Origin of the sequence: Caballeronia sp. INDeC2, from assembly GCF_023631325.1 — a bacterium.
GTDB lineage: Bacteria > Pseudomonadota > Gammaproteobacteria > Burkholderiales > Burkholderiaceae > Caballeronia.
Genome location: NZ_JALQDG010000041.1, coordinates 176,381 through 200,645, shown reverse-complemented (window position 1 = coordinate 200,645; position 24,265 = coordinate 176,381). Strand labels below are relative to the sequence as shown.

The following is a 24,265-nucleotide window of genomic DNA, read 5'->3' as shown; positions in this document are numbered from 1 at the left end:
TAATCGGACTCGATAGCCCGATATTTCGGGACTGAGAGAGACTTTCCGGCGATGAATCTTCCCCCGCCGCCGAGTTAATCGTTTTCTATAAAGGTTTGCCTTTTGCATGCCCTTTGGCGTTTTGCATGCCGCCTAATGCATGCAAACACCAGCGCCGCTCACCCTCGGCGGAAAGGCAAATTAAAGACTCGGCAAGGATGTGCCGATAAGGGGCATTACAACTCTTATCGTTCAGACATCCCCATGCTTCACAAAACTCTGGCCCGCATGAACGTCGGGACCAAATTCGCCGTGCTCGCCTGCGCGCTCACGGCAGTCGTCGTTGCCTTCTTCACCATCGCCGTCACCCGGAGCGCGGGCGAACAGATCGACGAGCACGCGCTCGTGCGCGTCGAAAGCGAGAATCGCTCGATCGCGACGATGATCGGCCTGTACGACAAGGCCGTCAGCGCGGAAGTCACGCGCTTCATGACGATCTTCGCGCACCGCCTGCCCGCCAGGTTCACGCTCGATGAAGCGCACACCGTGGACATCGGCGGTATCGCGACACCGTCCTTCCTCGCAGGCGACAAGCCGCTCAACAACGACTTCGCGATTCCCGATGCGTTCCTCGAAGAAAGCGGCGCGATCGCGACGATCTTCGCCCGCACCGGCGATGATTTCGTCCGCGTGACGACGTCGCTCAAGAAGCAGGACGGCACGCGCGCGATCGGCACGCTGCTCGACCGCAAGGGCCCCGCGTATGTGCCCATGCTCGCGGGCAAGCCGTATATCGGCATCGCGACACTCTTCGGCAAGCAGTACATCACCGAGTACAAGCCCGTCACCGATGCATCGGGTCGCGTGATCGGCGCGCTCTTCGTGGGCGTGGACGTGACCTCCGAATTCGCCGCGTTGCAGGACACGATCGCGAAACTCGTGATCGGCGCGAGCGGCTATCACTTCGTCGTGGATGCATCGAACGGCGCGAATCGCGGCAAACTGCTCGTGCATCCAGGCGCGAAAGGCGAACCGGCCGATGAGCGCGTCGCACCCTTCGGACAGATGCTCGATTCACACGAAGGCAAGCTCACGTTCGACGGCGCCGACATCGCGAACGCGGATGCGCGCGTTCATGGCGGCACGAAGGAAATCGTCTTCATGACGGTGCCGCAGTGGCAATGGATGATCGGCGGCATCGCGTATCGCGATGAACTGCTCGCGGATGTGCACGCAAGCCGCGATCGCTTTCTGATGCTCGGGCTCGTCGTCGTTGCGCTGCTCGTCGGCGTGCTGCTCTATGCAGTGACGAAGCTCGTGGGCCGTCCCATCGACGATGTGACGCGCGCCTCGGAGCGCATTGCCGCGGGCGATCTCACCGTGCGCATCGACAGCGCCCGCGAGGACGATATCGGCCGTCTGATGCGTGCGATCGATGGCATCGCGCGCGGGCTCGCGGGCATCGTCGAGCAAGTGCGCAGCGCATCGGCCGATATGAATGACGGCACGGCGCGCATCGCCTCCGGCAGCAGCGATATCGCGACGCGCATTGCCACGCAGGCGGCGAGCGTCGAAGAAACCGCCGCGAGCATGGAGGAAATCACGAGCACCGTGCAGCAGAACGCGGCGAACACGGCGCAGGCGGGCACGCTCGTCGCCTCGGCTTCGGATGCGGCGCGCGCGGGCGGCGATGCGGTGGGACGCGTCGTCGCAACGATGGGCGAGATCGATGCATCGGCACGGCGCATCGCCGATATCACCGCGACCATCGAAAGCATCGCGTTCCAGACCAACATCCTTGCGTTGAACGCCGCCGTCGAAGCGGCGCGCGCGGGCGAGCATGGCAAGGGCTTCGCGGTCGTCGCATCGGAAGTGCGTGCGCTCGCGCAACGCAGCGCGGGCGCCGTGAAAGAGATCGAAGTGCTGATCACCGAATCGGCGGAGAAGGTCTCGCAGGGTTACAAGATCGCCGAGGAAGCCAGCAGCACGATGGGCGGCATCGTCGAGCGCGTGTCGCGCGTGAATGCGATCGTCGATGAAATCGGCGTTGCGTCGCGGGAACAAGCCTCGGGCATCGAGCAGGTGAACAGCGCGGTCATGCTGATCGGCGAAGCGACGCAGCAGAACGCGGCGCTCGTGGGCGAAGCGGAGCACTCCGCAGCCGAACTGCGCGATCAGGCCGAGCGTCTCGAACGCGCTGTCAGCATGTTTCGCGTTTGAGTCATCGACGATTCAAAGCGGCTCCCGAGAATGCGGCGCGTCGTCATACGCGCCCCATATCGATTGATCGAAGTTGATCATCGATCCCGTCATAAGCCCCGACTCCGCGCTCGCGAGATAAGCGACCGCACGCGCCGCTTCGTTCGTGTCGATCGATCGTCCGAAGGGCTGCGCGGCCGCGGCGTGATCGAGCCAGTCGTCGCCCGCGCCATGATGCGTGCGCTGAATGAGGTCTTCGCCTTCGCTCGCCATCCAGCCGAGGTTCAAGCCGTTCACGCGAATGCGATTGCGCAATAGCGCATAAGCGGTGTTCTGCGTGAGCGTGGCGAGCGCGCCCTTCGACACGCAATATGCGGCGATGAAAGGCTGCCCCGCCATCGCCGACATCGAACAGATATTGACTATCGCGCCCTCGGTCCGTTCGCGCTTCATGATGCGGATGGTGTCCTGCATCAGAAAGAAAGGCGCGCGCACGTTCGTCGCGAACACGCGGTCGAAGAGCTCGGGATCGGTATCGAGGATCGTGCCGCGATCCGTCGTTGCTGCGGCGTTGACCGGCACGTCGATGCGTCCGAACTGCTCATCGGCGGCGGCGATAACCGCGCGGCAATCGTCCACGCGCGCGAGATCCGCCGCAACGAAGCGCACTTGCGCCCCGCTCGCTTGTGCAAGCTCGCGTGCTTTCTTTTCTCCCTTGTCCTTCGAGCGCGCGCAAATCACGATGCCATGTGCGCCGCGCTCCACGAAGAGCGCCGCCACGGCCGCGCCGAGACCTTGCGCGCCGCCGGTGATAACCGCCACCTTGCCTTCGAACCGATTCATCGTCGTTCTCCGTGTGGGCTTCGCTTGCTTGCACTCGCGTGCTTACTGCATCACGGCGTCAGATCTCGATGAAGATACGCCCGCCCTCGACTTTCGCGGGGTACGTCTGCAACTTTTCGCAAACGGGCGCACACAGCGGCCGGCCATCGCGGATATCGAATCGTCCATTGTGCTTCGGGCATTCGATGACATGATCCATTACGAAGCCGTCGCTCAGATGGACGTGCTCATGCGTGCAAAGGCCATCGCTCGCATACACGGCATCGTTCACGCGGTAGATCGCGAAGGTGCGGCCATCGTGATCGAAGCGCATCACGTCTTCGTCTTCGATATCGTCCATCGCGGCTGCGTCGATCCATTGCGTCATGACAAATCGTCTCCTGTCTTTTGTGTCGCTCATGCCTGCGTTGCGGTCGAGGCGGGCACGGGCCGCTCGACGTGATACGACGGGTCGCGCCTCTGCCGCGCGAGCGCCGGAATGATTTCCGCATAGGCCGCAATCGTGCTCGGATATGGCGGCGGCATATCGTGCTTCACCGCCTCGTGCAATCGCGGCAGCGCGTGATAAGGCACCATCGGAAACATGTGATGTTCGACGTGATAGTTCATGTTCAGATAGAGAAACCGGAACACGGGATTCATCATCACGGTGCGGCAGTTCTTGCGATGATCGAGCACGTTCTCGGGCATGCCCGCATGCTGCGTGAGACCGAAGAAGAGATAGAGCCATGCGCCGTAGAGGCTCGGCAAGCCGATATAAAGCAGCGGCAAGATCGAACGAAATACGATGCACGCGACGATCACTACGGCATAGATCGCGAGCGTGATCCGCGCCTCCAGAATCACCTTCGGCCACTCGGACTGCGGCACGTAGGTCTTTTCCTCTTCACCGATATTGCCGAACGCAGACGAGAAGATCTTCGGCACTTCAGCCGCAGCATGCTTCAACGCGAACACATTTAGCGCGAGGCTCAGCCAGTCGGTTGGCAACGGCACCGCTATCTCGCGATCTCTCCCGACGACGAGCGTATCGGTGTGATGACGCGCGTGGCTCCAGCGCCATATCGTCGGGCGACGAAACACCTGAAACGACGCGACTTGATAGAGCGCCTTGTTCATCCACGACGTCTTGAATGCGGTGCCGTGACCGCTTTCATGCCAGCGTGAATCCGCGGGACCGCAGTACAGCGCGCCGTAGAGAAGAAACGCCGGAATGGCCCAGAGCGAATGAGCTTGCCATGCGAACCATGCAAGCACGCCGCTCGCGACGATCGCCGCATACCAGAGCAGCGTGTCGCGAATGGCGCGCGCGTCGCCGCGCTGCATCAGGCTCTTCATGACGGGTCGAGGAACCGCGCACTTGTACCACTCCGCGTTGACGAGACCCGCCGCCTTCGCGCGCTCGCCCGCACCGCCGATCAACTGGTAATCGCGATAGTCATCTCGCGCATCTGCGCGCTGCGATTGCCCGGATTCCATCATGTCACCTCATCCGATGATTGAAATTACATCATTCGTTATTGTTGGACCGATGATAGGAGCGGTTGCATTGCTCACGCAACATTCAAGCGCATTTGCTATCTTTACGCATCATCGCGCGACTTGAAAACCAATCATTTCCATCAAAGATGAGCAAGCGTCCCACTCTTCAATCAGTTGCCGAAGCTGCGGGTGTGAGCCCCGCAACGGTCGATCGCGTGTTCAACGGTCGCATCAGCGTGCGCGAGGGTACGGCCTTGCGCGTGATCGAAGCGGCGGAGCGCATCGGCTACCACGGCGCAGGATTGATGCGCGAGCGCCTGCGCGCGCAACGCGGCGAACGTCATGAGCGATATACGCTGGGTTTCTGTCTGCAAAAGCGTGCCGATCCGTTCTATCAGACGTTCGCGCGCATTCTGGCGGATGCGGCCGCGCGACACGAACCCGAGCGTTGCACCGCCGTCATCGAATACATGGATGAGCTGGACCCGGCTTCCATCGCGCAGACGTTGCTCTCGCTGGGCGAGCAAGCGCAGGCGCTCGGCGTGGTCGCGGTGGATCATCCGCATGTGACGGCCGCCATCGAAACGCTACACGGACAGGGAAAGCCGACGGTCACGTTGTTATCGGATCTGAGTGCGCCGTTGCGAGCGGGTTATATCGGCGTCGATCCGCGCAAGAGCGGACGCACGGCAGCGTGGGCCGTGAGCCGTCTCGCGCATCGCGATAAGGGAACGGTCGGCGTGTTCGTCGGCACGCCGCGCTATCTCGGTCAGGAAAGCTGCGAGATCAGCTTTCGCTCGTATCTGCGTGAGCACGCGCCTGGCTTGCGTGTGCTCGACACGCAGATCAATCTCGAGGACAAACAACTTGCCTATGAAGCAACGCTCGCAATGCTCGGGCGTCATGCCGATCTCGCGGGCCTCTATATTCCCGGCGGCGGCGTGGGTGGCGTGATTCGCGCGCTGCGTGAGGAAGCCGCGGGACGGCGCATCGTGACGGTGTGCAGCGATCTGATGCCGGACCGGTATGAGGCGCTCGTGGAAGGCGTCATCGATCTCGTGATCGACACACCGCTTCAGCGCATCGCGGAGACTGCCATTCAGGCCATGCTTCGCAGTTTGCAGGCGCTGCCGGGCGAAGCCGCGCAAGCGAGCCAGTATCCGCTGCCGGCGCAGCTTTATACGCCGGAGAATGTATGAGCATGCACGATGCGCTCACCATCGGCTAATTCTTCGAGCCTAGTCTCCTTATCGAGTCCACTCACTCAAGGAGAACGATCATGAAGAAACTCGCAGCCGCCCTGCTCGCGGTATCGGTGACGGTGCCGATGCTGACCTATGCACAATCGCCCGCGCCGGCGAAGCATGCCGAGACAAATGCCTCAAACGATCAGCAAGGTTACGGACCTGGCACCCATGGAAGCGTGCAAAGCGGCTGGACGACGCAACCCTCGGCTCAAGCGCTCGGGCAATCGCTCTATACACATCACTGAAGCTTGTGAACTTTTTTCTCATCGACCATGTGCTCGCATGGAAAGAAGAAAAATGTACTTATGCCGCCACAGTTGCGCGCGGCATGAAACGACTTCTTACTCTTTCATGCTCTCGACAAGCGTCGCATGTGGCCAAGCGCACGGAGGAGCCGGCAACGAGTCCGGACGATAACGTTTGCGAGTCGTCGCTGTCTCTGGAAACGTGCGAGCGTTGACGATCATGCATCAAATTACAGGCTTCACGTCCTTCGTTTTCAATTAGTATGGCTTGGAGGAAGTCTGCCTCGCGGTTCTGCCGCGTTACTCGGTGTCATTGTTCCGTTGTTTCGAATGGGTAACATGCAGGCCGTCGGGGAACCGACACCGGCATGGCCGCTCTATTAAGCTTGTTCCATCGACATGCACATCAGGCAGGGGCATCCGGGGCCCGCCATATGATGTGACATGCTCCAACAATAAAGCGTCGCAAGGTGGACTTCCCCGTCTCGTACGGTGATCGAACCTGCCGCATCCATCAGACCAAAACATGTCTCAGCGTGCCGCGATTCACGCGGATCTGCGCCATCGCGCGCGGCATATGGAGACATCGACAACGGCTCTTCGCATCGTGCGTGCGAAGAGACAGAGCCTAATCATCCGACGGAGAGCGTCATCTATGCCGTTTGAGAGTGACTCATTGCGAGACACCAGTCCGCTGCTCAGCATCGTCGTGGCGGCGTATAACATCGAGGGATACATCGAGGAAGCGCTCGAATCCCTTCTGTCCCAACCTCATATCGATGCGATGAAGATCATCGTGGTCGATGACGGTTCTCGCGACGAGACCTATGCGGCAGCGCGCGCGATCGTGGAGCGCGATCGCGGCGTGCACATCGAGCTGCTGCACCAGGAAAACCAGGGCTTAAGCGCCGCGCGCAATATCGGCCTCGCGGCGGTGCGCACGCCGTATGTCGGCTTCCTGGACGGCGACGATATCTATCTGAAGGGTTTCACCGACGCGGTCATTCCCGTCCTCACCGAACGCAAATGGGATGTGGTCGAGTACAACGTCAAGATCATCGACGATAACGGCCGAGAGCTCGACGAAATCGAAATCGCCGACGATGCGACGAGCGGCGGCCATCCGATGGATCGCGCAGCGTTGCAGCAGTTCGCGGATCGATTCCACACCTTCGCGTGGGCGCGTATTTATCGCACCGACCTCTTCGGCGAAGCGCCGTTTCCCGTGGGACGAAATTACGAGGACATGGCGCTCGTGCCCGCGACCTATCTTCGTGCAAGCAGCATCTACCGTATTGCCAGGCCGCTGATCGGCTATCGCCGGCGCTTCGGCAGCATCACGCAAACCGCCAAGCTGAGCGACATGCGCGATCTTCGCATCTCAGGTCAGGAAGCGCTCGCGCGTTGCGACGGTAGCGAGACGGACGATTACTGGCTCACCGTGTTCGACAAGCTCTTTCGCCGCGCATGCCATGTTTGCGCGCGCGTCGATCGCGCATCGTTCAAACAGGCATCGAAGACGCTCACGGCGATGGCGGTCGATCATCGCAAGATGCGTGAAAAACTCACGGAGCACGGCGGGCGCAAGGTTGTCGAACTCGCGCCTTTCGATCTGAACGTGCGCGCGGACCGCTCGATTCATTTCCTCAAAGGCCTCGTGAAGAAAGTATTGCGGCGCAGCCTCGATCATCATCAGCGCGAGCGGCGCCCGAGCACGTCGAATCAATTGAGCGGATGAGCACGCGTAGCCTTCAAACCTCTTCTATCGCGCGCAAGCTCATTCGTTTGTAGACATCGACGAGCATTGCACCCTCGCCGCGCTTGTGCGCGACGGCGAGGCGCATCGTTTCTTCGCCTAGCTGCCATATCAGGAAGGCAAGCGCGCTGACGCGCTTGCTGTCCGCGCGCGGCGTCACGCGCCGGATCGCCGCTGCGAGCAGCGCGCCGCATGCACGGCTTTCCGCAATCTCGATGTTCATCAACTCCTTGTCCGACCGTAGCGCCGACGAAATGTCGCGCATCACGGGCTTGTCCAGCACGATCTCGTAGTACTGGTCGACCAGCGAGACGAACGCGTCGAGCAGTTGCGCCTTGTCCTGCACGGCGTTGAGCGCTTCGCGCACACATCGGCGGCTCTCGTCCGCGTAAAGCTCGGCGAGTGTGCGCACGATCGCGCGCTTGTCGGGGAAATACTGATAAAGCGAACCGATCGATATCTCCGCAAGCTCGGCGATCTCGCTCATCTTCACGTGCTCGCTGCCCTTCTCCGCAATCAATTGCTGGGCAGCTTCCAGAATGCGATCAAGGCGTTCGCGGCTGCGCTGCTGCGCGGGCTGTCTGCGCGCGACGCTTCTCTTCGCTGCGATGCGTGGCGGCTTCTCTTGCATGCTTGCTCCTTTGCCACATGAATGCAGGCTCAAAAATCCTTGACAGCTAAATGTGAGTATCTATCATGTTTTAAACGTGAGCAAGTCTCACGTTTAAAACTCGGGAGACATTCATGGCTCATTCGGACTTCGACGCCGCACCCATCCTCGTTCTGAGCGCGAATGGCAAGACGGGAAGGCGCGTAGCAGAGCGGCTACGCGCAGAAAGACTCGCGGTTCGCGCTTGCTCACGCTCCACGCGGCCGCGCTTCGACTGGAACGATCGCGCGACATGGCGGCCGGTGCTCGAAGGCGTCAAGAGCGCGTATGTCACGTATCAGCCGGATCTCGCGATACCGGGCGCGCTCGATACGGTCAGCGCATTCTTCGACACGGCGCGCGCAGGAGGCACCGAGCGAATCGTGCTGCTCTCGGGACGCGGCGAAGAAGAAGCGCAAGCCGCCGAAGCCGCGCTACAACGCTCGGGCGCGACTTGGACGATCCTTCGCTGTAGCTGGTTCATGCAGAACTTCAGCGAAAGCTTCCTGCTCGATCCGCTTCGCGCGGGCACGCTCGCGTTGCCCGTCGGCGAGATCAAGGAGCCTTTCGTCGATGCCGAAGATATCGCCGACGCAGCCGTTGCCGCGCTCACGCAATCGGGCCACGAAAACAAGCTTTACGAATTTACCGGCCCTCGCGCGATCACCTTCGCCGAAGCGCTCGAATGCATCGCGAAGGCATCGCGCCGCGACCTGCATCTCATGCCCGTACCCGCCGATGCGTTTCGCGCCGATCTGCTCGAAGCGGGCGTATCGAATGAAGAAACCGATCTGGTCTTGTATCTCTTCACCACCGTGCTCGATGGCCGCAATGAGCAACCCGCCGATGGCGTGCGCGCCGCCCTGCATCGTGAAGCCCGTTCGTTCGAGGACTATGCAGCGCGAACCGCGGCAAGCGGCGTCTGGCGCGCATAAGTGCACGAAAGCGGTAGACTTTAGGAATGGAAAAATGTCCCTACTGTGAGCGAATCCGTGACGAATGGGATTGTCACGGGCAGGAGTGCCGCACCGCCATCGCCCGCGCGCTGCGCCGACAGCGCATGGGTTTGCCGATGGTTCCCAAGGTCATCCGCAATGAAATTCCGCCGGGCGCGTCGACGGGCGAAGTCATCGCGCAGCTGTCACGTCAGCGCTTGCGTGCGCGCCGGGCGAACGAGGAACGCCGCGCGCGCAAGGAAGCCGAAGACCTCGATCTTTAGCGGCGACACGTCTTATCAAACGCGCGCCGGCGGATCGATGTTCGATCCGCCGCTTTGCGCAAGCGTCCCTTCCTCGCGCCATGCACGCCGCGATGCGCGCATCTTCGTAAGTGCGATGCGCGCGACCTTGAGCCAGCCATAAGGACGCGGATCGGCGACCATGCTGAGCGCGCGGGCATAGTCGAGCGTGAGGCCCGGCGTCCAGGCCATGGTCACCGCGCGCTTGCGCACTTGCGCCGCAACCCAGAGTTCCGGCGTGACGATCATCCTGAAGAGCGCGCCCCAGCCCGCGCGCGCACCGTACAAGCGCCCCGCCGCACCTTCCAGCGCGGCGTCGAGCGCGCGCGACACACTGCTCGAACAATTGCGATGCGTGAGGTTGTACGTCGTGTCCTCACGATAGTTGCGCCAGAAAGTGTCGAGCCGCGCGGGATCGTAATTGCGGATACGCACGCGCACCGTCGATGGACACCATGCCTTCGATTCGATCGCATAACTCGGCTGGAAGACGCCCGGCACGTCGTTCTCGCGCGTGGCGCGCAAGAGACGCGCGAAGTCATCGGGCGAGCGGTCGATTTCCACCGCGGGATAGAGACTCACATATATGCCTTCGGGCGATTCGAGCGCGGCGTGTCCTGTCGAGATCACGCCATTGCGATCCACCGCGGCGATATAACGATCGACGATCGGATGCCACTGCGTCTGCGCCTTCGACGATCCCACCGGCGTCCACACGTGCACCGTGAGCGCGGGTTCGTCGTCCGCGGGCGGGCCGTCCCATTCGCGGGCTTGCAAAGCAGGCCGCGCGCCGTCGTGCCCCTTGCCCGCAACGCTTGCCGCTTCCGCGCTCGCATCGCCCCACACGGCGGGGTTGCTCGTCAACTTGCGCACACGCGCCGCGATCATGATCAGGTTCCATCCCGCGAAGATGAAGAACGCGCCGATGCAATACGGCACCGTGCCTTTGTAGTGCGTCGGGAACGGTTGAATCATGAAGACGCCGAGCATGATCTCGAAGATCGCGAAGCCGAGTGCGACACGATAGCGCCGATAACGCACTACGAGCGCCGAGGTCGCCTGCAACAGACCATCGAACACGAACGCAAGGCCGATGAGTATCGACAGAATGAAGTGGCCGTGATGATTGCCTTCGAAGATAAGCGCCGCCGTGAGCGCAAACGCGATGCCCTTCGCATAGCGCAATCTGCGCTGACCGCCTACGCCGGCCCACGCGACCGCCAGCGTAAGCACCGCTTCGATCAGCAACAGCCAGCCGACGAAGCCGATCGGAAAGCCTAGCGCGCCGTCGAGCGCATCGACGAACACGCCGATGCCGACGACGAGCAGCAGCGAGCCGATCATTAACAGGCTGCGCCAGCGATTGCGCAGATAGTCCACGCCGAGCAGGATCATCATCAGCTTGACCATCGTTCTCTCTTTTCAAAAAATGACGGTAAGTGCTCGTACATGTTAGTGCACTTGATGTGCAAACCCTATCGCACGATCGTTCGAATGCGTTGCACTGCATCACGAACGCGTCATGACATACTTGCTTGCGCTGCATCCCTCAAGCGACGGAGACGCCATGTTCGAGCAATGCCGATGGATCAACGAGCCCGCGCAATGGCGCCTCGAAAACGACACGCTCTTCGTCACCACCGACACGAGCACCGACTTCTGGCGCAAGACCCACTACGGTTTCATACGCGACAACGGCCACGTGTTTGCGGCGAGCGCGGACGGCGACTTCACGGCCGAAGTGACGGTCGATGGCGATTTCTCCGCGCTATACGACCAGGCCGGCCTCATGGTGCGCGAGAGCGCCGAGCGCTGGATCAAGGCCGGGGCCGAATACAACGACGGCGCGCTCACGTTCAGCACCGTTCTCACGAACGATGTCTCCGACTGGTCGCTCAGCTCGCGCGCCGACACGAACCGCTTCCGGTTGCGCATGACGATCGCGCAAGGCGTGCTGAAAGTGCAATGCAGCGCCGATGAACGCAACTGGACCCTCATGCGCCTCGCGTCGTTTCCATCGAGCGGCGCGAACGCCCAGTGGCTCGTCGGACCGATGTGTTGCACGCCGGAGCGCGGCGGTCTCGAAGTGCGCTTCTCAGACTTCAGGATCGGGCCACCCGTCGTGAAGGACTTGCACGACGTCTCGATGTAGCGCCGCACAAACCGGCTCGGTAAAAACACTCACTTGCTCCGTTCGCTCGCGCTTTCTAATATTTTGAAACGTTTCAGAATATCGACGGCATCGCGCCTTGGACTCACGAAAAAAACCGGCCAGCACGTTGAAGGATGTCGCCAACGCGGCGGGCGTCTCGCTTGGCACTGCGTCGAAGGTCATGGCGGGTGCGCAAGGCGTGAGCGCCGCGCGACGGCAGCAGGTCTGGGACGCGGCGCGCCAGCTTGGGTATCGGCGCAACAGCCTCGCGGCGGAGTTGCGCAGCAGCCGTTCGACGTCCATCGGTTTCGTCGTGCCCGATCTGACCAACTCGTTCTTCATCGAGCTGCTGTGCGTGGTCGAGGATCACGCGCTCGCAAGCGGTTATCGCCTGCTGCTCGCGCATGCGCAGGAAGACCCCGCGCGCGAAGCCGAGCGCATCCGCTTCGTGCTGTCGCGACAAGTGGCGGGCATGATCATCATTCCGTGTCACGGCTACGATCACGCGATCGAAGAGCTGCGCGAATGCGACGTGCCGCTCGTCATGGCGGATCGCGTCGACAACAGCTTTCCCGCCGATACCGTCACCACCGATAGCCGGCGCGCCGCAAGCGACGGCACCGATCATCTGATCGCGCTCGGGCACAAGCGCATCACGTTCATCGTCAATGCACTCGATCTCGTGAACAGCCGCGAGCGCGCGGACGGCTATCTCGACGCGATGAAACGCGCGGGCCTCGCGCGTCATGCGCGCGTCATCGTATGCGGAATGACCGATACGGAAAGCCATGCGGCCACGCTGGGACTGCTGTCGGAACGCGATCGCCCGACCGCGCTTTTCACGGGCGCGAACGTGGCGACACTCGGCGCATTGCGCGCGATACGCGACGCCGAATTGCGCCTGCCCGACGACATCTCGCTGCTTTCCTTCGACGATGCGCCGTGGATGTCCGTGCTGCATCCGCGCATCAGTTCGATTCATCAGCCTGTCGAAGCAGTGGGACGCGCGATCTGGCAATTGCTGCACAAGCAGTTGCAAGGCGAATCATCGGAGCCGGTGCATCTGCGCATGAAAGCCGATTTGCGTGTACGCGAAAGCACCGCGCCACCCTATAAGACGACTAGCAAGGAAACGCGCAGACGCGCCGCCCTCGCGGATCGCTGAAGGCGCGCTTTAACGTTTTATTTTTATCGAAGACCAGAACCAGCGAGAGCATCAACAACCCCTCACAAACAGACCCGAAGCTGGCAACCAAAACAGGAGAGACGCAATGGACAGCAAACGACGCATCATCACCGCGAGTCTCATCGCCGCACCGCTCGCCGGCGCGGTCGGCACGTTCTCGGCGCTCATCGCGCAACCGGCGTTCGCGCAGCAGAAGAAATATCGCTTCGGGTTCTCGCAGGTCACGACGGTCGAGCCGTGGCGCGTGCAGTTCAACAAGGACATGAAGGCCGAGGCCGCGAAGCATCCCGAGCTCGAGTTGATCATCGCCGATGCAGGAGACCGCACCGACAAGCAAAACGCCGACATGGAGAACTTCATCACGCAGAAGATGGACGCGATCTTCATCTCGCCCAAGGAGTCGGCGGGACTTACGGGTGTCGTAGAAAAGGCCTTTAAAGCAGGCATTCCCGTGTTCGTGCTGGATCGTGAGGTCAATGGCGATCAGTTCACGCAGTTCATCGGCGGCGACAACGTGCAGATCGGCGAGGAAGCGGGCAACTTCATCGTCAAGCTGACGGGCGGGTCGGGCAAGGCGCAAGGCAATCTGGTCGAGATATGGGGCGGGTTCGGCGCGCAGCCTGCGCACGATCGTCACGACGGCGCGGACAAGGCCATCGGCAAGGAGAAAGGCATCAAGCGCATCGGCGAGCGTGTGGATTGCGACTGGAAGCAGGACAAGGCTTACGACTACATGAAGACCGTGCTGCGCGTGCAGCCGAAGATCGACGTGGTCTATGCGCACAACGATCCGATGGCCTACGGCGCGTATCTCGCCGCGAAGGATGCGGGCCGCGAGAAGAGCATCAAGTTCGTGGGCATCGACGGCTTGCCGCAAGAAGGCGCGACGTGGGTCGAGCAAGGCCTGCTCGCGGGCACGTTCATGTATCCGACGCCGGGCGCGGAAGGCATCCGCCAGTCGCTCAAGGTGTTGCACGGCGACAAGGTGCCGAAGAAGGTCACGCTGCCGACGCAAGGCATCTTCGCCGACAACGCGAAGCAGTACATCGCGAGCCACTAGCGAAACGGAGACACGCGATGGCAACCGTCACCGCGCCGCTCGTCGAAGCCGCGGGTCTGTCGATCTCGTTCAACGGCAGCGCCGCGCTGTCGGACGTCGATTTCGATGTCGCCGCGGGCGAGGTGCATGCGCTCGTCGGCGAGAACGGCGCGGGCAAGTCGAGCCTGATGAAGATTCTGGGCGGCCTCTATGCGCCCGATTCGGGCAGCATCCGCGTGCGCGGCGAACCAACGCGCATGACGAACGTGAACGACGCGACGCGCGCGGGCATCGCGATCATTCATCAGGAGCTCAATCTCGTCGACACGCTCTCCGCCGTCGATAACATCTTTCTCGGCAAGGAACTGCGCACGCGCATGGGCTTTCCCGATCGACGCGCGATGCGCGCCGCCGCCGCGAAAGTGCTTGCGCAACTGGGCTTTCGCTTGCCGCCCGAGACGCTCGTCGGCACGCTGCGTGTCGGCGAGAAGCAGCTCGTCGAGATCGCCAAGGCATTGCTCGCCGAAGCGCGCGTGCTCATCATGGACGAGCCTACATCCGCGCTGTCCGACACCGAAACGCACGCGCTGCTCGCCCTCACGAAGGAATTGCGCGCGCAGGGCATCGGCATCGTGCTCATCAGTCATCGTCTGGGCGAAGTCTTCGCGGTCGCCGATCGCGTCACCGTGCTGCGCGATGGAAGACGCATCGCGACCTTGCAGATGCGGCAGGTGGAATCGTCGGAGGCGCTCGTCTCGATGATGATCGGCAAGGACTTCGCGCCGCCCGAACGCACCGAAGCCGAAGCACCGCGAGCGCGCCCGCTCGCGGTGGACGTGCGCAAGCTCACGTTATCGGGACCGGCGCGCGCGCTCGTGTCCGATGTCTCGTTCTCGGTGCAGCACGGCGAAGTGTTCGGTATCTCGGGACTGCTCGGCGCGGGCAAGACGGAAATACTGGAGGCGATCTTCGGTATTTCACCGTACCGGCGCGAAGGCGAGATACGTGTGGCGCATCAAGCGCGCACGATCGATTCGCCGGATCGCGCGGCCGCCGCCGGTCTCGCGTTCGTCACCGAAGACCGCAAGAAAGACGGGCTCGTGCTCGATCAATCGCTAGAAGCGAATCTGCTCTTGCCGTCGCTCTCGCGTGCACCGGGGTTTCCGTTCTATCGGCGCTCGCGCTTGCATGCGTGGGCCGAGTCGCAGGCGCGCGCATCGAACGTCAAGCATCGCAGTCTCGGGCAGGATGCGAGCACGTTGTCGGGCGGCAATCAGCAGAAGCTCATCATCGGCAAATGGCTGATGACGAAGCCGCGCATTCTTCTGCTCGATGAACCCACGCGCGGCGTTGATGTCGCCGCGAAGGCGGAGATCTATCGGCAGATACTTGCAGCCGCGCGCGATGGCGTGACGGTGATCGTCGCGAGTTCGGAGATCGACGAGCTGATGCTGCTTGCCGATCGCATTCTCGTGATGTGCGAGGGACACGCGCGCGGCGTGCTGACGCGCGAACGATTCTCGGGGGATGTGCTCATCAAGATGGCCTCGCCCTGAAAAAAGAACCGGAGACTCACACCATGCTGCAAGCGCAGGACCATCTCGCCGAGGCCGCGGCCAACGCCCGCCAGCGGCATTTGAGCACCTTCCTCACGAATTTGAAGTATTACCTGGGGCTCATCGTGCTGCTCGTCGTGGGCGCGCTGAGTTCGCCGCACGCGGCCGACGGCGGCAACATCTTTCTGTCGAGCGCGAATATCTCCGACGTGTTCCGTCAAGTGGCGAACGTCGGCGTGATTTCCATCGGCATGACGCTCGTGATCATCACGGCCGGCATCGATCTCTCGGTCGGCGCGATCATGGGTCTTGGCAGCGTGCTCACCGCGATGCTGCTCACCACCGACGGCTGGAATCGCGCGACGTACGCATCGATCGCGCTCGATGCGATCGCCGTGTTCGCGATCGTGTTCGCCGCGCTCGGCGTCGTGCGCGGCATCATGCGCGCACGCGATACGCAGACCTGGCGCGTAGCCGACCGTTCATCGCTTGCGATACAGGCGGTCGTTGCGTTGTTCGTCGCGGCCTCGGCATGCGCGTATATCGCGCTGCACGGCGCGCATCGCATGCCCTTGCTCGCCGTGATGTGGATCGTGCCGCTCGCGGGATTCACGCTCGGCGCGCTCAACGGCTGGATCATCACGCGCGGCCGCATGCAGCCCTTCATTGTGACGCTCGCCGCAATGGTCGGCGTACTCGGCGCAGCACGTCTCATCGCGGGCCAGGATACGGCCGTCTATTCGATCTATAGCGGCACCAATGCGACGTCCGATATCGAAGCGTTGCGCGCGCTGCTTTTCAACGTGGTGCCCGTGCCCGCCCTCTTCTTTCTCGCGATCGCCGTGGTCGTCGGCTTCGTGTTGAATCGCACCGTGTTCGGCAAGTACCTCTATGCGATCGGCGGCAACGAGAAATGCGCGGTCGTGTCGGGGCTCGACGTCGCGCGTCACAAGATGGCGGCGTATGCAATCTCGGGACTGTTGTCGGCGCTCGTCGGCGTGCTTTATGCGGCGCAGTATCGCCAGGGCAAGGCGGATGCCGGCATGGGCTGGGAGCTCGATGCGATCGCCGCCGTGGTGATCGGCGGCACGAGTCTTTCGGGCGGCGTCGGGCGCGTGTCGGGCACGGTCGCCGGCGTGCTGATCTTCGGCTTTCTGAGCAATATCCTGCTGCTCAACGATATCGACAGCAATACGCAGCTCGTGCTTAAGGGTTTGATCATCGTCATTGCCGTGTTCCTGCAGCAGACGAACATGGGCAAGCGCGGATGGTTCAGGCGCTTCGGAGCGCGAAAGTAGTCACGACTCGAAATCGATGCCTCGCGCGCGCAACTGCCGCATGCCGCTCGCGAGATGCGCCCGCGCGCTCTCGGCATCGCCCGCGCGCATCTGTTCATACGTGCGCTGCGCGATGTCGTGCGGCACCGGCTTGAGCGGACGATTCGCGCTCATCGCGCGCAATTGCACTTCGGCCGCGCGTTCCAGATAGTAAAGATCGTCCCACGCCTCGGCGATAGTTGCGCCTGCAACCATCACGCCATGATTCTTGAGGAAGAGGATATCCGCGTCGCCCATCGCACCGGCGATGCGATCGCCTTCGGCATCGTCGAGCGCGAGACCGTTGTAGTGCTCGTCGACAGCCGTGCGGCCATAGAACTTCAGCGACGTTTGCCCCAGCCACAGCAGCGGCGGACCGTCGAGCAGGCATAGCGCGGTCGCATTCGGCATATGAGTATGAAAAGCGGCCTTCACGCGCGGCATCAGCTTGTGCACGCGCGCGTGAATAAAGAATGCCGTCGCTTCGGGCTCGCCTTCGCCGTCGATGACATGCCCGTCGAAATCGCAGATCAAGAGACACGACGCCGTGATCTCGCCGAACCCATAACCATAGGGGTTCACGAAGAACAGATCGTCGTGGCCCGGCACCATCGCCGAAAAGTGATTGCAGACACCTTCTTCGAAGCCGTGCAGCGCCGCGAGCCGAAAGCACGCGGCAAGCTGACGGCGCGCCTCGGCAATCTCGGGCACATCGAGGCGGGCGGAAACGGACGCGACGCGTTGCGCGGCATGGGAGAGCGTGTGAGCCATATGAGTCTGCCTCTTGTCGTCTGCCTGAACTGAATGCCGAGGATAATAGAGCGGGCGAGCGAATAATGTCCGAACAAAAATATTCCCACGGTTACGGCACGAGCGGCGCGAAGTATGACGCGCTTATGTCGTGTCTCTTAGCAGAAACGCTTATTTGAACTCCGCATTCTGGCATGGTAAAACTCTGTGTCGCTCGCAATTCGGGCGCATCATCAACGTTTAATTCGTCTCATAGGGTTTGGAAAAATGGCAACAGGTACCGTGAAGTGGTTCAACGATGCGAAGGGTTTTGGTTTCATTACGCCGGACGACGGCGGTGAAGACCTGTTTGCACATTTCTCCGAAATCCAGTCCAAGGGTTTCAAGTCGCTCCAGGAGAACCAGAAGGTGAGCTTCGAAGTCAAGCAAGGCCCGAAGGGCAAGCAAGCTTCGACGATTCAGCCGCTGTAAGTTTCAGCGCTGTCCGCCTCAGGCACAAAACGGCCCATCCGGGCCGTTTTGCATTGGTGCGCGTCGAAACGGCTGAGCATGATCGATCGGGGCGAGCGCTATATATTAATAAAATCAGTAGAATTGCTGCTTTATCAGCTCTACACATTCGCGGCACCGCGAAATTATTTCCACTGATTCGTGTGAACACGACAAGCAATCGGAAAAAATGCCGTACCCTCGTTCGGCATAAAACAAAGGCATTGCTCGTCTCCATGTGGTTTCTGACTTGCGATGCGCACGCGCAATCGTTCGCGGCCAATCAAAAAGCGGCGCGCTTCGTCACGGAGGTCGTGTTGAACGACTTCCATACTGCGCAGGCGGGCGGCGGTTATGTCTTTTCCTACGATAGCCATGAAACCGAAGCGTCCCTCGCCGCGAGGCTCGATCACTGGTTCTCCGGAACCGACCCGCAAGTAATCGTCATGGAGCCCGCCGAAAAGCAGGCGCTCTTCGGCTTTTACTGGGCCGCGACGATGATGCCCGCGAATTCGCCATGCTTTCGCGACATCGCCGATCCCGGCTGCGGCGCGGATCTGTCGAAGTGGATGGCGCGCGAGCTCGACGACGACCCGCGCTTCATCCGGGCCTACGAAGCCGCGAGAAAGCCGCTCGGCCTGCCGCCGCTCGAACGCAACGCGCATTGAGCGGCAGGCGTTCGCGGCGTGCCTCTCGTCGCACCCTGCATCGGCAACACGCGGCCTGAACATGTCCGATCGGCGCGGCTTTCGGCATATCGAGCACGTTTTCGTCGCACATCCCGCGCAGCAACGCGATCTTCGCCGCGACGCTCACGAGCAGCGAAAGTGCACCGATGGTTTCGAGCAAGGCGGGAATCATGAAGGTCTCCCAGAACGTCGACGTGCTCGCGCATCATCGATGCGACAGCATCGGCCCGTAATTCTTAATGAAGAATGCAATCGTGATGCCGGCGCTGACGACCAGCGTGCCCGCGCGAATCCACTGCGGCGGCGCGCGCCGGCCGAGTTGCGCGCCGCTGTAACCGCCCGCGATCGCCGCGAGCAGCATCGCGATCGTCTCCGGCCAGCGCACGGCCTGCGCCGCCGCGAAGGTCAGCACCGCGACCGAATTGGCCGCGCTCACGAGCAGCGTGCGCGGCGCGTTCAGGCTTTTCAGGTCACGCGAATCGAGCAGTCCCCAGACCGCCATCATCATGATGCCGACTGCGCCGCCGAAGTAGCCGCCGTACACGCCGAGCAGGAACTGGATCGACAGCACCGCCGCCGCGCCGATATGCCAGCGCCGCCGCAACGCCTCGCCGAGCCTGCGGCCGAACGCGAGCGTGAAGCTCGCGCACAGCAGGAGCCACGGCAGCACGAAAGAAAAAGTCTTCGACGATGTCGACAGCAAAAGCGCGGCGCCGACGAACCCGCCGATGAGCGTCGTCATCAGCATGTTGCGGATGGGCACCGAGCCGACGGGTCCGAGCCCGTCGCGATAGGCCCACGCGCTCACTACGCCGCCGGGAAACAGCGCGACGGTGCTCGAAGCGTTCGCCTGAACCGGTGGCAGGCCGGCGGCGATCATCGCGGGCAGGCTCACGAACGAACCGCCGCCTGCGAGCGCGTTCATCGCGCCCGCCAGAAAGCCCGCGCCTACGACGAGAATGAAGGGTTCCATGCGACAGATGCTAACGACGCCGCGCGCCGCTTACAATCTGGCATTTCCAATGCGAGGCTTCGGCTAAACCGAAGGATGGCATGCGCTTCGATCTGACCGACATGCGGCTTTTTCTTACCGTGATCGAGCATGGCAGCATCACGGCGGGCGCGCAGGCGATGCATCTCGCGCTGGCATCGGCGAGCGAGCGCATTGCGGGGATGGAAGCCGCGCTCGGCGCGCCGCTCCTCGAACGCAACCGGCGCGGCGTGCAGGCGACCGCCGCCGGCGATGCCTTCGTGCGCCACGCACGCGCGATTCTCGGTCAGGTCGAGCAGATGCGCGGCGAACTGCGCTCCTTCGCAACCGGCCTCAAAGGCCGAATCCGGATGATGTCGAACACGGCGGCGCTGGCCGCCTTCCTGCCGCCGAGGCTCTCGCATTTTCTCGCCGCGCATCCCGATCTTTCGATCGATCTCGACGAGCGCCCGAGCGTCGACATCGTGCTCGCGGTCGCGGAAAGCCGCGCCGATCTGGGCGTCGTGTCGGACACGGCGGACCTCGGGCAGCTAGAGACGCATCTGCTCGCGCAGGATCAATTGGTGGTCGTGGCGAACCGCACGCATCGCATCGCGGGGGAACGCGCGGTGGCGTTTGCGGAGATCGTCGGCGAGGCATTCGTGGGTCTGTCGGATGCGGCGCTCGAATTGCATCTGGCCGAACGCGCGTCGCGGCTTGGTAGGCAGATCAGTTATCGCATTCGCATGCGCAGCATCGACAATGTCGGGATGCTGGCGGAGGCGGGCATCGGGCTGGTGATTTTGTCGGAGGCGTCGGCGCGCATGCTGGAGCGGCCCGAACTTGCGATCGTGCCGCTCTCCGAGCCGTGGGCGACGCGCCGTCTGCATCTATGCGCCCGCGATTTCGACGCGCTCACGCCACACGCGCGTCTGCTCGCACAGACCTTGATGGACGGCGCGAACGCGAGCTAGAAAGGCCGCCCGACGATGAACGGATCGACCGCGCCGATCGCCTTCAGATCGCGATTCGCGTACGGCAGCCTGTGCAGTACGTAGCGCATTGCGTTGAGTCGCGCGCGTTTCTTGCAATCGGAGCGCACGACGGTCCAGGGCGTGTCGGCGCTATCGGTGTGCGCGAACATCGCTTCCTTGGCTTCGGTATACGCGTCCCATTTGTCGAGCGACGCCAGATCGACCGGACTCAGCTTCCACTGCTTGAGCGGATGAACCTCGCGCTCCTTGAAGCGGCGGCGCTGCTCTGCGCGGCTCACCGAAAACCATAGCTTGATGACGTGCGTGCCGCCCTGCGACAGATGCCGCTCGAACGCGGGCACCTGCTGCATGAATTCGTCGTATTCGCGCGGCGTGCAGAAGCCCATCACGCGCTCGACGCCCGCGCGGTTGTACCACGAGCGATCGAACAGGACGATCTCGCCCGCCGTCGGCAAGTGCCCGACATAGCGCTGGAAATACCATTGACCCCGCTCGCGTTCGGACGGCTTTTCTAGCGCGACCACGCGTGCACCGCGTGGATTGAGATGCTCCATGAAGCGTTTGATGGTGCCCCCCTTGCCTGCCGCATCGCGCCCTTCGAAGAGAATCACGAGACGCTGGCCGGTGTCCCGCACCCACGCCTGCAACTTGAGCAGCTCGACCTGAAGACGGTACTTCTGCTTCTCGTACGCGCGCCGCGACATCAGATTTCGATACGGATAGCCGCCCTCGCGCCACGACGGCGACAGCTCGTCGTCGGGATCGGCCGATCCGCTCGGTGTCCGCAACACGGCTTCACCATCGAAAAGATGGGCGCGCAGCATGGACACTTCATCCGGCGACATACCGCCGATCAGCGTCCTCACGGTATCGACCATCGATTCGGTTTCTTCGCGGCCCTGGAGGATATCGCCGACACTGCTCGTCAGCAGCTCATGCGCCGCTTCGACCGCGCCGCCCGTTTCTTCCTCTTCAATGCAGTTCGGCATCGTTCGTGTCGCGATGTCGCCATCATTCGATTTGGCAGCCTTTTCTGGCGATATCAACTTCATTCCCTTCCTCTTCGTTGTTGCTGCAGTGTCCCTGTCTCTCGCGTCGTCGATGCTTCAGGCGGCTTCGCGCGCCTTTCTCAAGACGGCATACAGCTTGTCCTTCAGTAGCAGCTTCTCTTTTTTCAGCGCTTCGATGGTGAACGTGTCGGCTGGCGTCACGCCCGTCTCCATGTTGTTGATCCGATGATCGAGCTCGTTGTGGCGCTCGAAAAGCCGCGCGAAATGCGCGTCCTCGGCTTTCAGGGTCGAGATGAGATCGCGATATTCGGGAAACATGCGGTGATCCTCCGGTGCGTTCGTAGTAAATACTTCGAAGTACATAGTACCGACCGGGCAAGGCTATTTGTTAGACATTTATCAAGCGCCGCTGCGCCCTAACGCCGCACATCGCGCAGAGCGCACCTAGGCAAAACCCTCCTGTGTGCGGGCATCGTCCTTGCACACAATAAGAATGCTGCTGCGCATTCGCGCGGTGAGCATGAGCCAAGGAGGCCGTCATGAAGAAGAGCCGCAATCGAGCGCAACGTCGCGCTCTGCATATTGCGTTAATCGCCGGCGTGACCGGCATGTGCTTCGCCACGGCAGCCAGCGCGGACAGCCAGGCCGCGAAGAAGATGGGGCAGATGGGCGTCATCAACCAGACGCTGCAGCCGAAGCCGCTCAGCCGGCCGAGTGCGAACACGGCCCCGAACACGCCCAACGCCGCCACGACCAACCCGAATTACAACGCGAACTCGACCTATAACCCCAACACGGCAAACAATGCGAACGCCGTGAATCCCGGGGCCGCCGCCGCTGCGGGCGGGGCTCAAAAGCGGTAACTTCAGCGCGATGCCGCGTGCTCAGCCGGGCAGCGGCTTCGCCTTCTCCGACGCTTCAGCACGCGCGCACGCGTACATTCGCGCACGTTTGATCTTTTATACTTGGCTCACGGTCCAGCGTTCAAAACGCACACTCCTGAGTCCATGAAAAAGATCAAGCCCGGTCTCGTGCTCGAACTCGCCGCCAATCTGCTGCTTCCTTGGCTTGCGTATCGGCTCGCGCTGCCGTATTGGGGCGATGTCGGCGCGCTCTATGCATCGGCTGCGCCGCCGCTCGCGTGGAGCGTCGCCGAATTCGCGCGCTCGCGCCGTGTCGATGCGCTCTCTGCGCTCGTGCTGTTCGGCATAGCGTTGTCGATCGTGATGCTCGCGATGGGCGGCAGCCCGCGCATCCTGCTCGTGCGCGAATCGCTCGCGGCGGGCGCGACGGGCATCGTTTTCCTGATCTCACTCTTCTTCGAGCGTCCGCTCATCTTCTATCTCGCGCGCGCGACCGTCACGCGCGAGCAGGAAAATGGCGCCGAGCGCTTCGAGGCCTATTGGAGCGAAAGCGCATCGCTGCGCGCGTCGTTGCGGCTCATGACGCTCGTGTGGGGCGTCGGGTTATCGGTCGAAACGGTGCTGCGTTTCTGGTTCGCGTGGACGTGGCCCGTCGAGCGCTATCTCGTCGTATCGCCGGTCGTGAGCTACGCGATCTACGGCGGCTTGCTCGCGTGGACGTTCTGGTTTCGGGCGCGGCTCATCGAACGTCAAGGCGATAGCGCGCCTTCGCGCGACGGACTGCTGGGCTAACCGAGAGCCTGCGCATTGCACGTGGCGATATGCTGTGCGATCGCCTCGTTCACCGCCGGCGCATGCGTGAGCGGCCCCATGTGCCCCGCATCGGGCACGACGATCAGCTTCGCCGACGGCATCAGATCGGGCAGCGTCTCCGCGATCAGCCGCGTCGGCGCGGGCGCGTGCTCGCCGCGCATCACGAGCGTCGGAATGCGCAGCTTCGCATACGCGCTTGCCGGCGTGGGCTCGTGAATCAGCGCGCGAAAATCGAGCGGCGCTTTCGGCACCCAGCGCGTGAGCATCGCCTGCACGGACGGACGCAGTGCACACCACGCGCCATGCCCGCCCCAATAGTCGACGAACGAGCGCGCCGCACCGCGCAGATCGCCCGCGACGACGCCCTCCGCCGTGCGCGCCGCAATCGCGAGAATCTCCGCGAATTCCGCCGCGCCGCGTGCGCCCATGCCCTTCAACAGATGAAACGCCGACGGCTCGTACAGCGCGATGCTCGCCACGCCATGCGGCCGCTCGAGCGCCGCACGCAACGCGACGCCGCCGCCATATGAATGTCCGACGAGATGCACCTTGCCGCGCTGACGATCGATGATCTCGACGGTGCGCGCGGCTTCATCCGCGAGCGTGAAGGCGCGCTCGCCGCTCCACGGACCGACGCTGTCGCAGCCGTAATGCTCCGGCGCGATCAGCGAATAGCGCGTGTTGTCCGTGTTGAGCGCGTCGAGCGTGTCGCCGAGCAGACGCCATTGATTCGCGCCCGCGCCCGAGCAATGCAGCGCGATGACCGGCGCGCCCGTGTGTTCGTCGTTGAAAGCCATCGT

At 62.4% G+C, this 24,265-nt stretch carries 26 protein-coding genes; 16 read left to right on the top strand and 10 right to left on the bottom strand.

Going from position 1 to position 24,265, the window contains the following annotated elements; genetic code table 11:
- Positions 1-243 precede the first annotated feature (243 nt).
- The gene (locus tag NCS28_RS26680) at positions 244-2,199 is read left to right on the top strand and encodes a methyl-accepting chemotaxis protein (protein ID WP_250516778.1); all 1,956 of its coding nucleotides are present in this window, start codon (positions 244-246) and stop codon (positions 2,197-2,199) included.
- A 12-nt stretch (positions 2,200-2,211) separates the two neighbouring features.
- Here NCS28_RS26680 and NCS28_RS26675 read toward each other — a convergent pair whose 3' ends face one another.
- Genes NCS28_RS26675 through NCS28_RS26665 form a run of 3 tightly spaced genes read right to left on the bottom strand, consistent with a single transcriptional unit; the run spans position 2,212 to position 4,503 of the window.
- On the bottom strand, positions 2,212-3,021 hold the full coding sequence (locus tag NCS28_RS26675; protein WP_250516777.1) for an SDR family oxidoreductase: 810 nt from the start codon (positions 3,019-3,021) through the stop codon (positions 2,212-2,214).
- Between the two features lie 58 nt (positions 3,022-3,079).
- A complete protein-coding gene (locus NCS28_RS26670) occupies positions 3,080-3,388 on the bottom strand; it encodes a non-heme iron oxygenase ferredoxin subunit (RefSeq protein WP_250516776.1) in 309 nt (102 codons plus the stop codon).
- Positions 3,389-3,417: 29 nt separating this feature from the next.
- Complete coding sequence (locus NCS28_RS26665; protein ID WP_250516775.1) at positions 3,418-4,503, bottom strand: fatty acid desaturase family protein; 1,086 nt, start codon at positions 4,501-4,503, stop codon at positions 3,418-3,420.
- A 146-nt stretch (positions 4,504-4,649) separates the two neighbouring features.
- Here NCS28_RS26665 and NCS28_RS26660 point away from each other — a divergent pair, with 146 nt between their 5' ends.
- From NCS28_RS26660 to NCS28_RS26650, 3 genes are all read left to right on the top strand, one after another.
- Entirely contained in the window at positions 4,650-5,702 is a 1,053-nt protein-coding gene (locus tag NCS28_RS26660) for a LacI family DNA-binding transcriptional regulator (RefSeq protein ID WP_250516774.1), read from the top strand.
- A gap of 80 nt (positions 5,703-5,782) precedes the next feature.
- The gene (locus tag NCS28_RS26655) at positions 5,783-5,995 is read left to right on the top strand and encodes a hypothetical protein (RefSeq protein WP_250516773.1); all 213 of its coding nucleotides are present in this window, start codon (positions 5,783-5,785) and stop codon (positions 5,993-5,995) included.
- Positions 5,996-6,671: 676 nt separating this feature from the next.
- A complete protein-coding gene (locus tag NCS28_RS26650; protein WP_250516772.1) occupies positions 6,672-7,733 on the top strand; it encodes a glycosyltransferase family 2 protein in 1,062 nt (353 codons plus the stop codon).
- A gap of 13 nt (positions 7,734-7,746) precedes the next feature.
- Here NCS28_RS26650 and NCS28_RS26645 read toward each other — a convergent pair whose 3' ends face one another.
- Complete coding sequence (locus NCS28_RS26645) at positions 7,747-8,382, bottom strand: TetR/AcrR family transcriptional regulator (protein WP_250516771.1); 636 nt, start codon at positions 8,380-8,382, stop codon at positions 7,747-7,749.
- Between the two features lie 113 nt (positions 8,383-8,495).
- On the opposite strand from NCS28_RS26645, the gene NCS28_RS26640 reads away from it, so the two are divergent.
- Positions 8,496-9,335, top strand: a complete 840-nt coding sequence (locus NCS28_RS26640; protein WP_250516770.1) for a Rossmann-fold NAD(P)-binding domain-containing protein — start codon at positions 8,496-8,498, stop codon at positions 9,333-9,335.
- Between the two features lie 26 nt (positions 9,336-9,361).
- Positions 9,362-9,619, top strand: a complete 258-nt coding sequence (locus NCS28_RS26635) for a hypothetical protein (RefSeq protein WP_033536198.1) — start codon at positions 9,362-9,364, stop codon at positions 9,617-9,619.
- Between the two features lie 15 nt (positions 9,620-9,634).
- Here the strand turns inward: NCS28_RS26635 and NCS28_RS26630 are convergent, their stop codons facing one another.
- Entirely contained in the window at positions 9,635-11,047 is a 1,413-nt protein-coding gene (locus NCS28_RS26630; RefSeq protein ID WP_250516769.1) for an HdeD family acid-resistance protein, read from the bottom strand.
- A gap of 157 nt (positions 11,048-11,204) precedes the next feature.
- Between NCS28_RS26630 and NCS28_RS26625 the strand changes: the two genes are divergently transcribed.
- From NCS28_RS26625 to NCS28_RS26605, 5 genes are all read left to right on the top strand, one after another.
- Complete coding sequence (locus NCS28_RS26625; RefSeq protein WP_250516768.1) at positions 11,205-11,789, top strand: DUF1349 domain-containing protein; 585 nt, start codon at positions 11,205-11,207, stop codon at positions 11,787-11,789.
- A gap of 97 nt (positions 11,790-11,886) precedes the next feature.
- On the top strand, positions 11,887-12,954 hold the full coding sequence (locus tag NCS28_RS26620) for a LacI family DNA-binding transcriptional regulator (RefSeq protein ID WP_250516767.1): 1,068 nt from the start codon (positions 11,887-11,889) through the stop codon (positions 12,952-12,954).
- A gap of 106 nt (positions 12,955-13,060) precedes the next feature.
- Positions 13,061-14,035, top strand: a complete 975-nt coding sequence (locus tag NCS28_RS26615) for a substrate-binding domain-containing protein (RefSeq protein WP_250516766.1) — start codon at positions 13,061-13,063, stop codon at positions 14,033-14,035.
- Positions 14,036-14,052: 17 nt separating this feature from the next.
- Complete coding sequence (locus NCS28_RS26610; protein ID WP_250516765.1) at positions 14,053-15,570, top strand: sugar ABC transporter ATP-binding protein; 1,518 nt, start codon at positions 14,053-14,055, stop codon at positions 15,568-15,570.
- A gap of 23 nt (positions 15,571-15,593) precedes the next feature.
- Positions 15,594-16,868 carry an ABC transporter permease gene (locus NCS28_RS26605; protein ID WP_250516764.1) on the top strand — a complete coding sequence of 425 codons (1,275 nt, stop codon included), beginning with the start codon at positions 15,594-15,596 and terminating at the stop codon, positions 16,866-16,868.
- Here NCS28_RS26605 and NCS28_RS26600 read toward each other — a convergent pair whose 3' ends face one another.
- The gene (locus tag NCS28_RS26600; RefSeq protein ID WP_250516763.1) at positions 16,869-17,657 is read right to left on the bottom strand and encodes an aldolase; all 789 of its coding nucleotides are present in this window, start codon (positions 17,655-17,657) and stop codon (positions 16,869-16,871) included.
- A 246-nt stretch (positions 17,658-17,903) separates the two neighbouring features.
- Here NCS28_RS26600 and NCS28_RS26595 point away from each other — a divergent pair, with 246 nt between their 5' ends.
- Together NCS28_RS26595 and NCS28_RS26590 are read left to right on the top strand one after the other, a co-directional pair.
- Positions 17,904-18,107, top strand: a complete 204-nt coding sequence (locus NCS28_RS26595; RefSeq protein ID WP_008347993.1) for a cold-shock protein — start codon at positions 17,904-17,906, stop codon at positions 18,105-18,107.
- A 254-nt stretch (positions 18,108-18,361) separates the two neighbouring features.
- Complete coding sequence (locus NCS28_RS26590) at positions 18,362-18,793, top strand: hypothetical protein (protein WP_250516762.1); 432 nt, start codon at positions 18,362-18,364, stop codon at positions 18,791-18,793.
- 226 nt (positions 18,794-19,019) lie between these two features.
- On the opposite strand, the gene NCS28_RS26585 is transcribed toward NCS28_RS26590, so the two are convergent.
- Positions 19,020-19,787, bottom strand: coding sequence for a sulfite exporter TauE/SafE family protein (locus NCS28_RS26585; RefSeq protein WP_250516761.1), 768 nt, complete (start codon positions 19,785-19,787; stop codon positions 19,020-19,022).
- Between the two features lie 80 nt (positions 19,788-19,867).
- Between NCS28_RS26585 and NCS28_RS26580 the strand changes: the two genes are divergently transcribed.
- Positions 19,868-20,758 carry a LysR family transcriptional regulator gene (locus NCS28_RS26580; protein ID WP_250516760.1) on the top strand — a complete coding sequence of 297 codons (891 nt, stop codon included), beginning with the start codon at positions 19,868-19,870 and terminating at the stop codon, positions 20,756-20,758.
- Here NCS28_RS26580 and ppk2 read toward each other — a convergent pair.
- Positions 20,755-21,768 (bottom strand): polyphosphate kinase 2, encoded by a 1,014-nt coding sequence (ppk2, locus tag NCS28_RS26575; RefSeq protein ID WP_250516759.1) that lies wholly within the window; start codon positions 21,766-21,768, stop codon positions 20,755-20,757. The two genes, NCS28_RS26580 and ppk2, sit on opposite strands and share 4 nt — an antisense overlap.
- Before the next feature lie 117 nt (positions 21,769-21,885).
- Positions 21,886-22,107, bottom strand: a complete 222-nt coding sequence (locus NCS28_RS26570; RefSeq protein ID WP_250516758.1) for an HP1242/YdcH family protein — start codon at positions 22,105-22,107, stop codon at positions 21,886-21,888.
- A gap of 221 nt (positions 22,108-22,328) precedes the next feature.
- Between NCS28_RS26570 and NCS28_RS26565 the strand changes: the two genes are divergently transcribed.
- Complete coding sequence (locus tag NCS28_RS26565) at positions 22,329-22,652, top strand: hypothetical protein (protein WP_250516757.1); 324 nt, start codon at positions 22,329-22,331, stop codon at positions 22,650-22,652.
- A 144-nt stretch (positions 22,653-22,796) separates the two neighbouring features.
- Entirely contained in the window at positions 22,797-23,444 is a 648-nt protein-coding gene (locus tag NCS28_RS26560) for a VC0807 family protein (protein ID WP_250516756.1), read from the top strand.
- On the opposite strand, the gene NCS28_RS26555 is transcribed toward NCS28_RS26560, so the two are convergent.
- Positions 23,441-24,262, bottom strand: coding sequence for an alpha/beta fold hydrolase (locus NCS28_RS26555; protein WP_250516755.1), 822 nt, complete (start codon positions 24,260-24,262; stop codon positions 23,441-23,443). The two genes, NCS28_RS26560 and NCS28_RS26555, sit on opposite strands and share 4 nt — an antisense overlap.
- Positions 24,263-24,265: the final 3 nt, after the last annotated feature.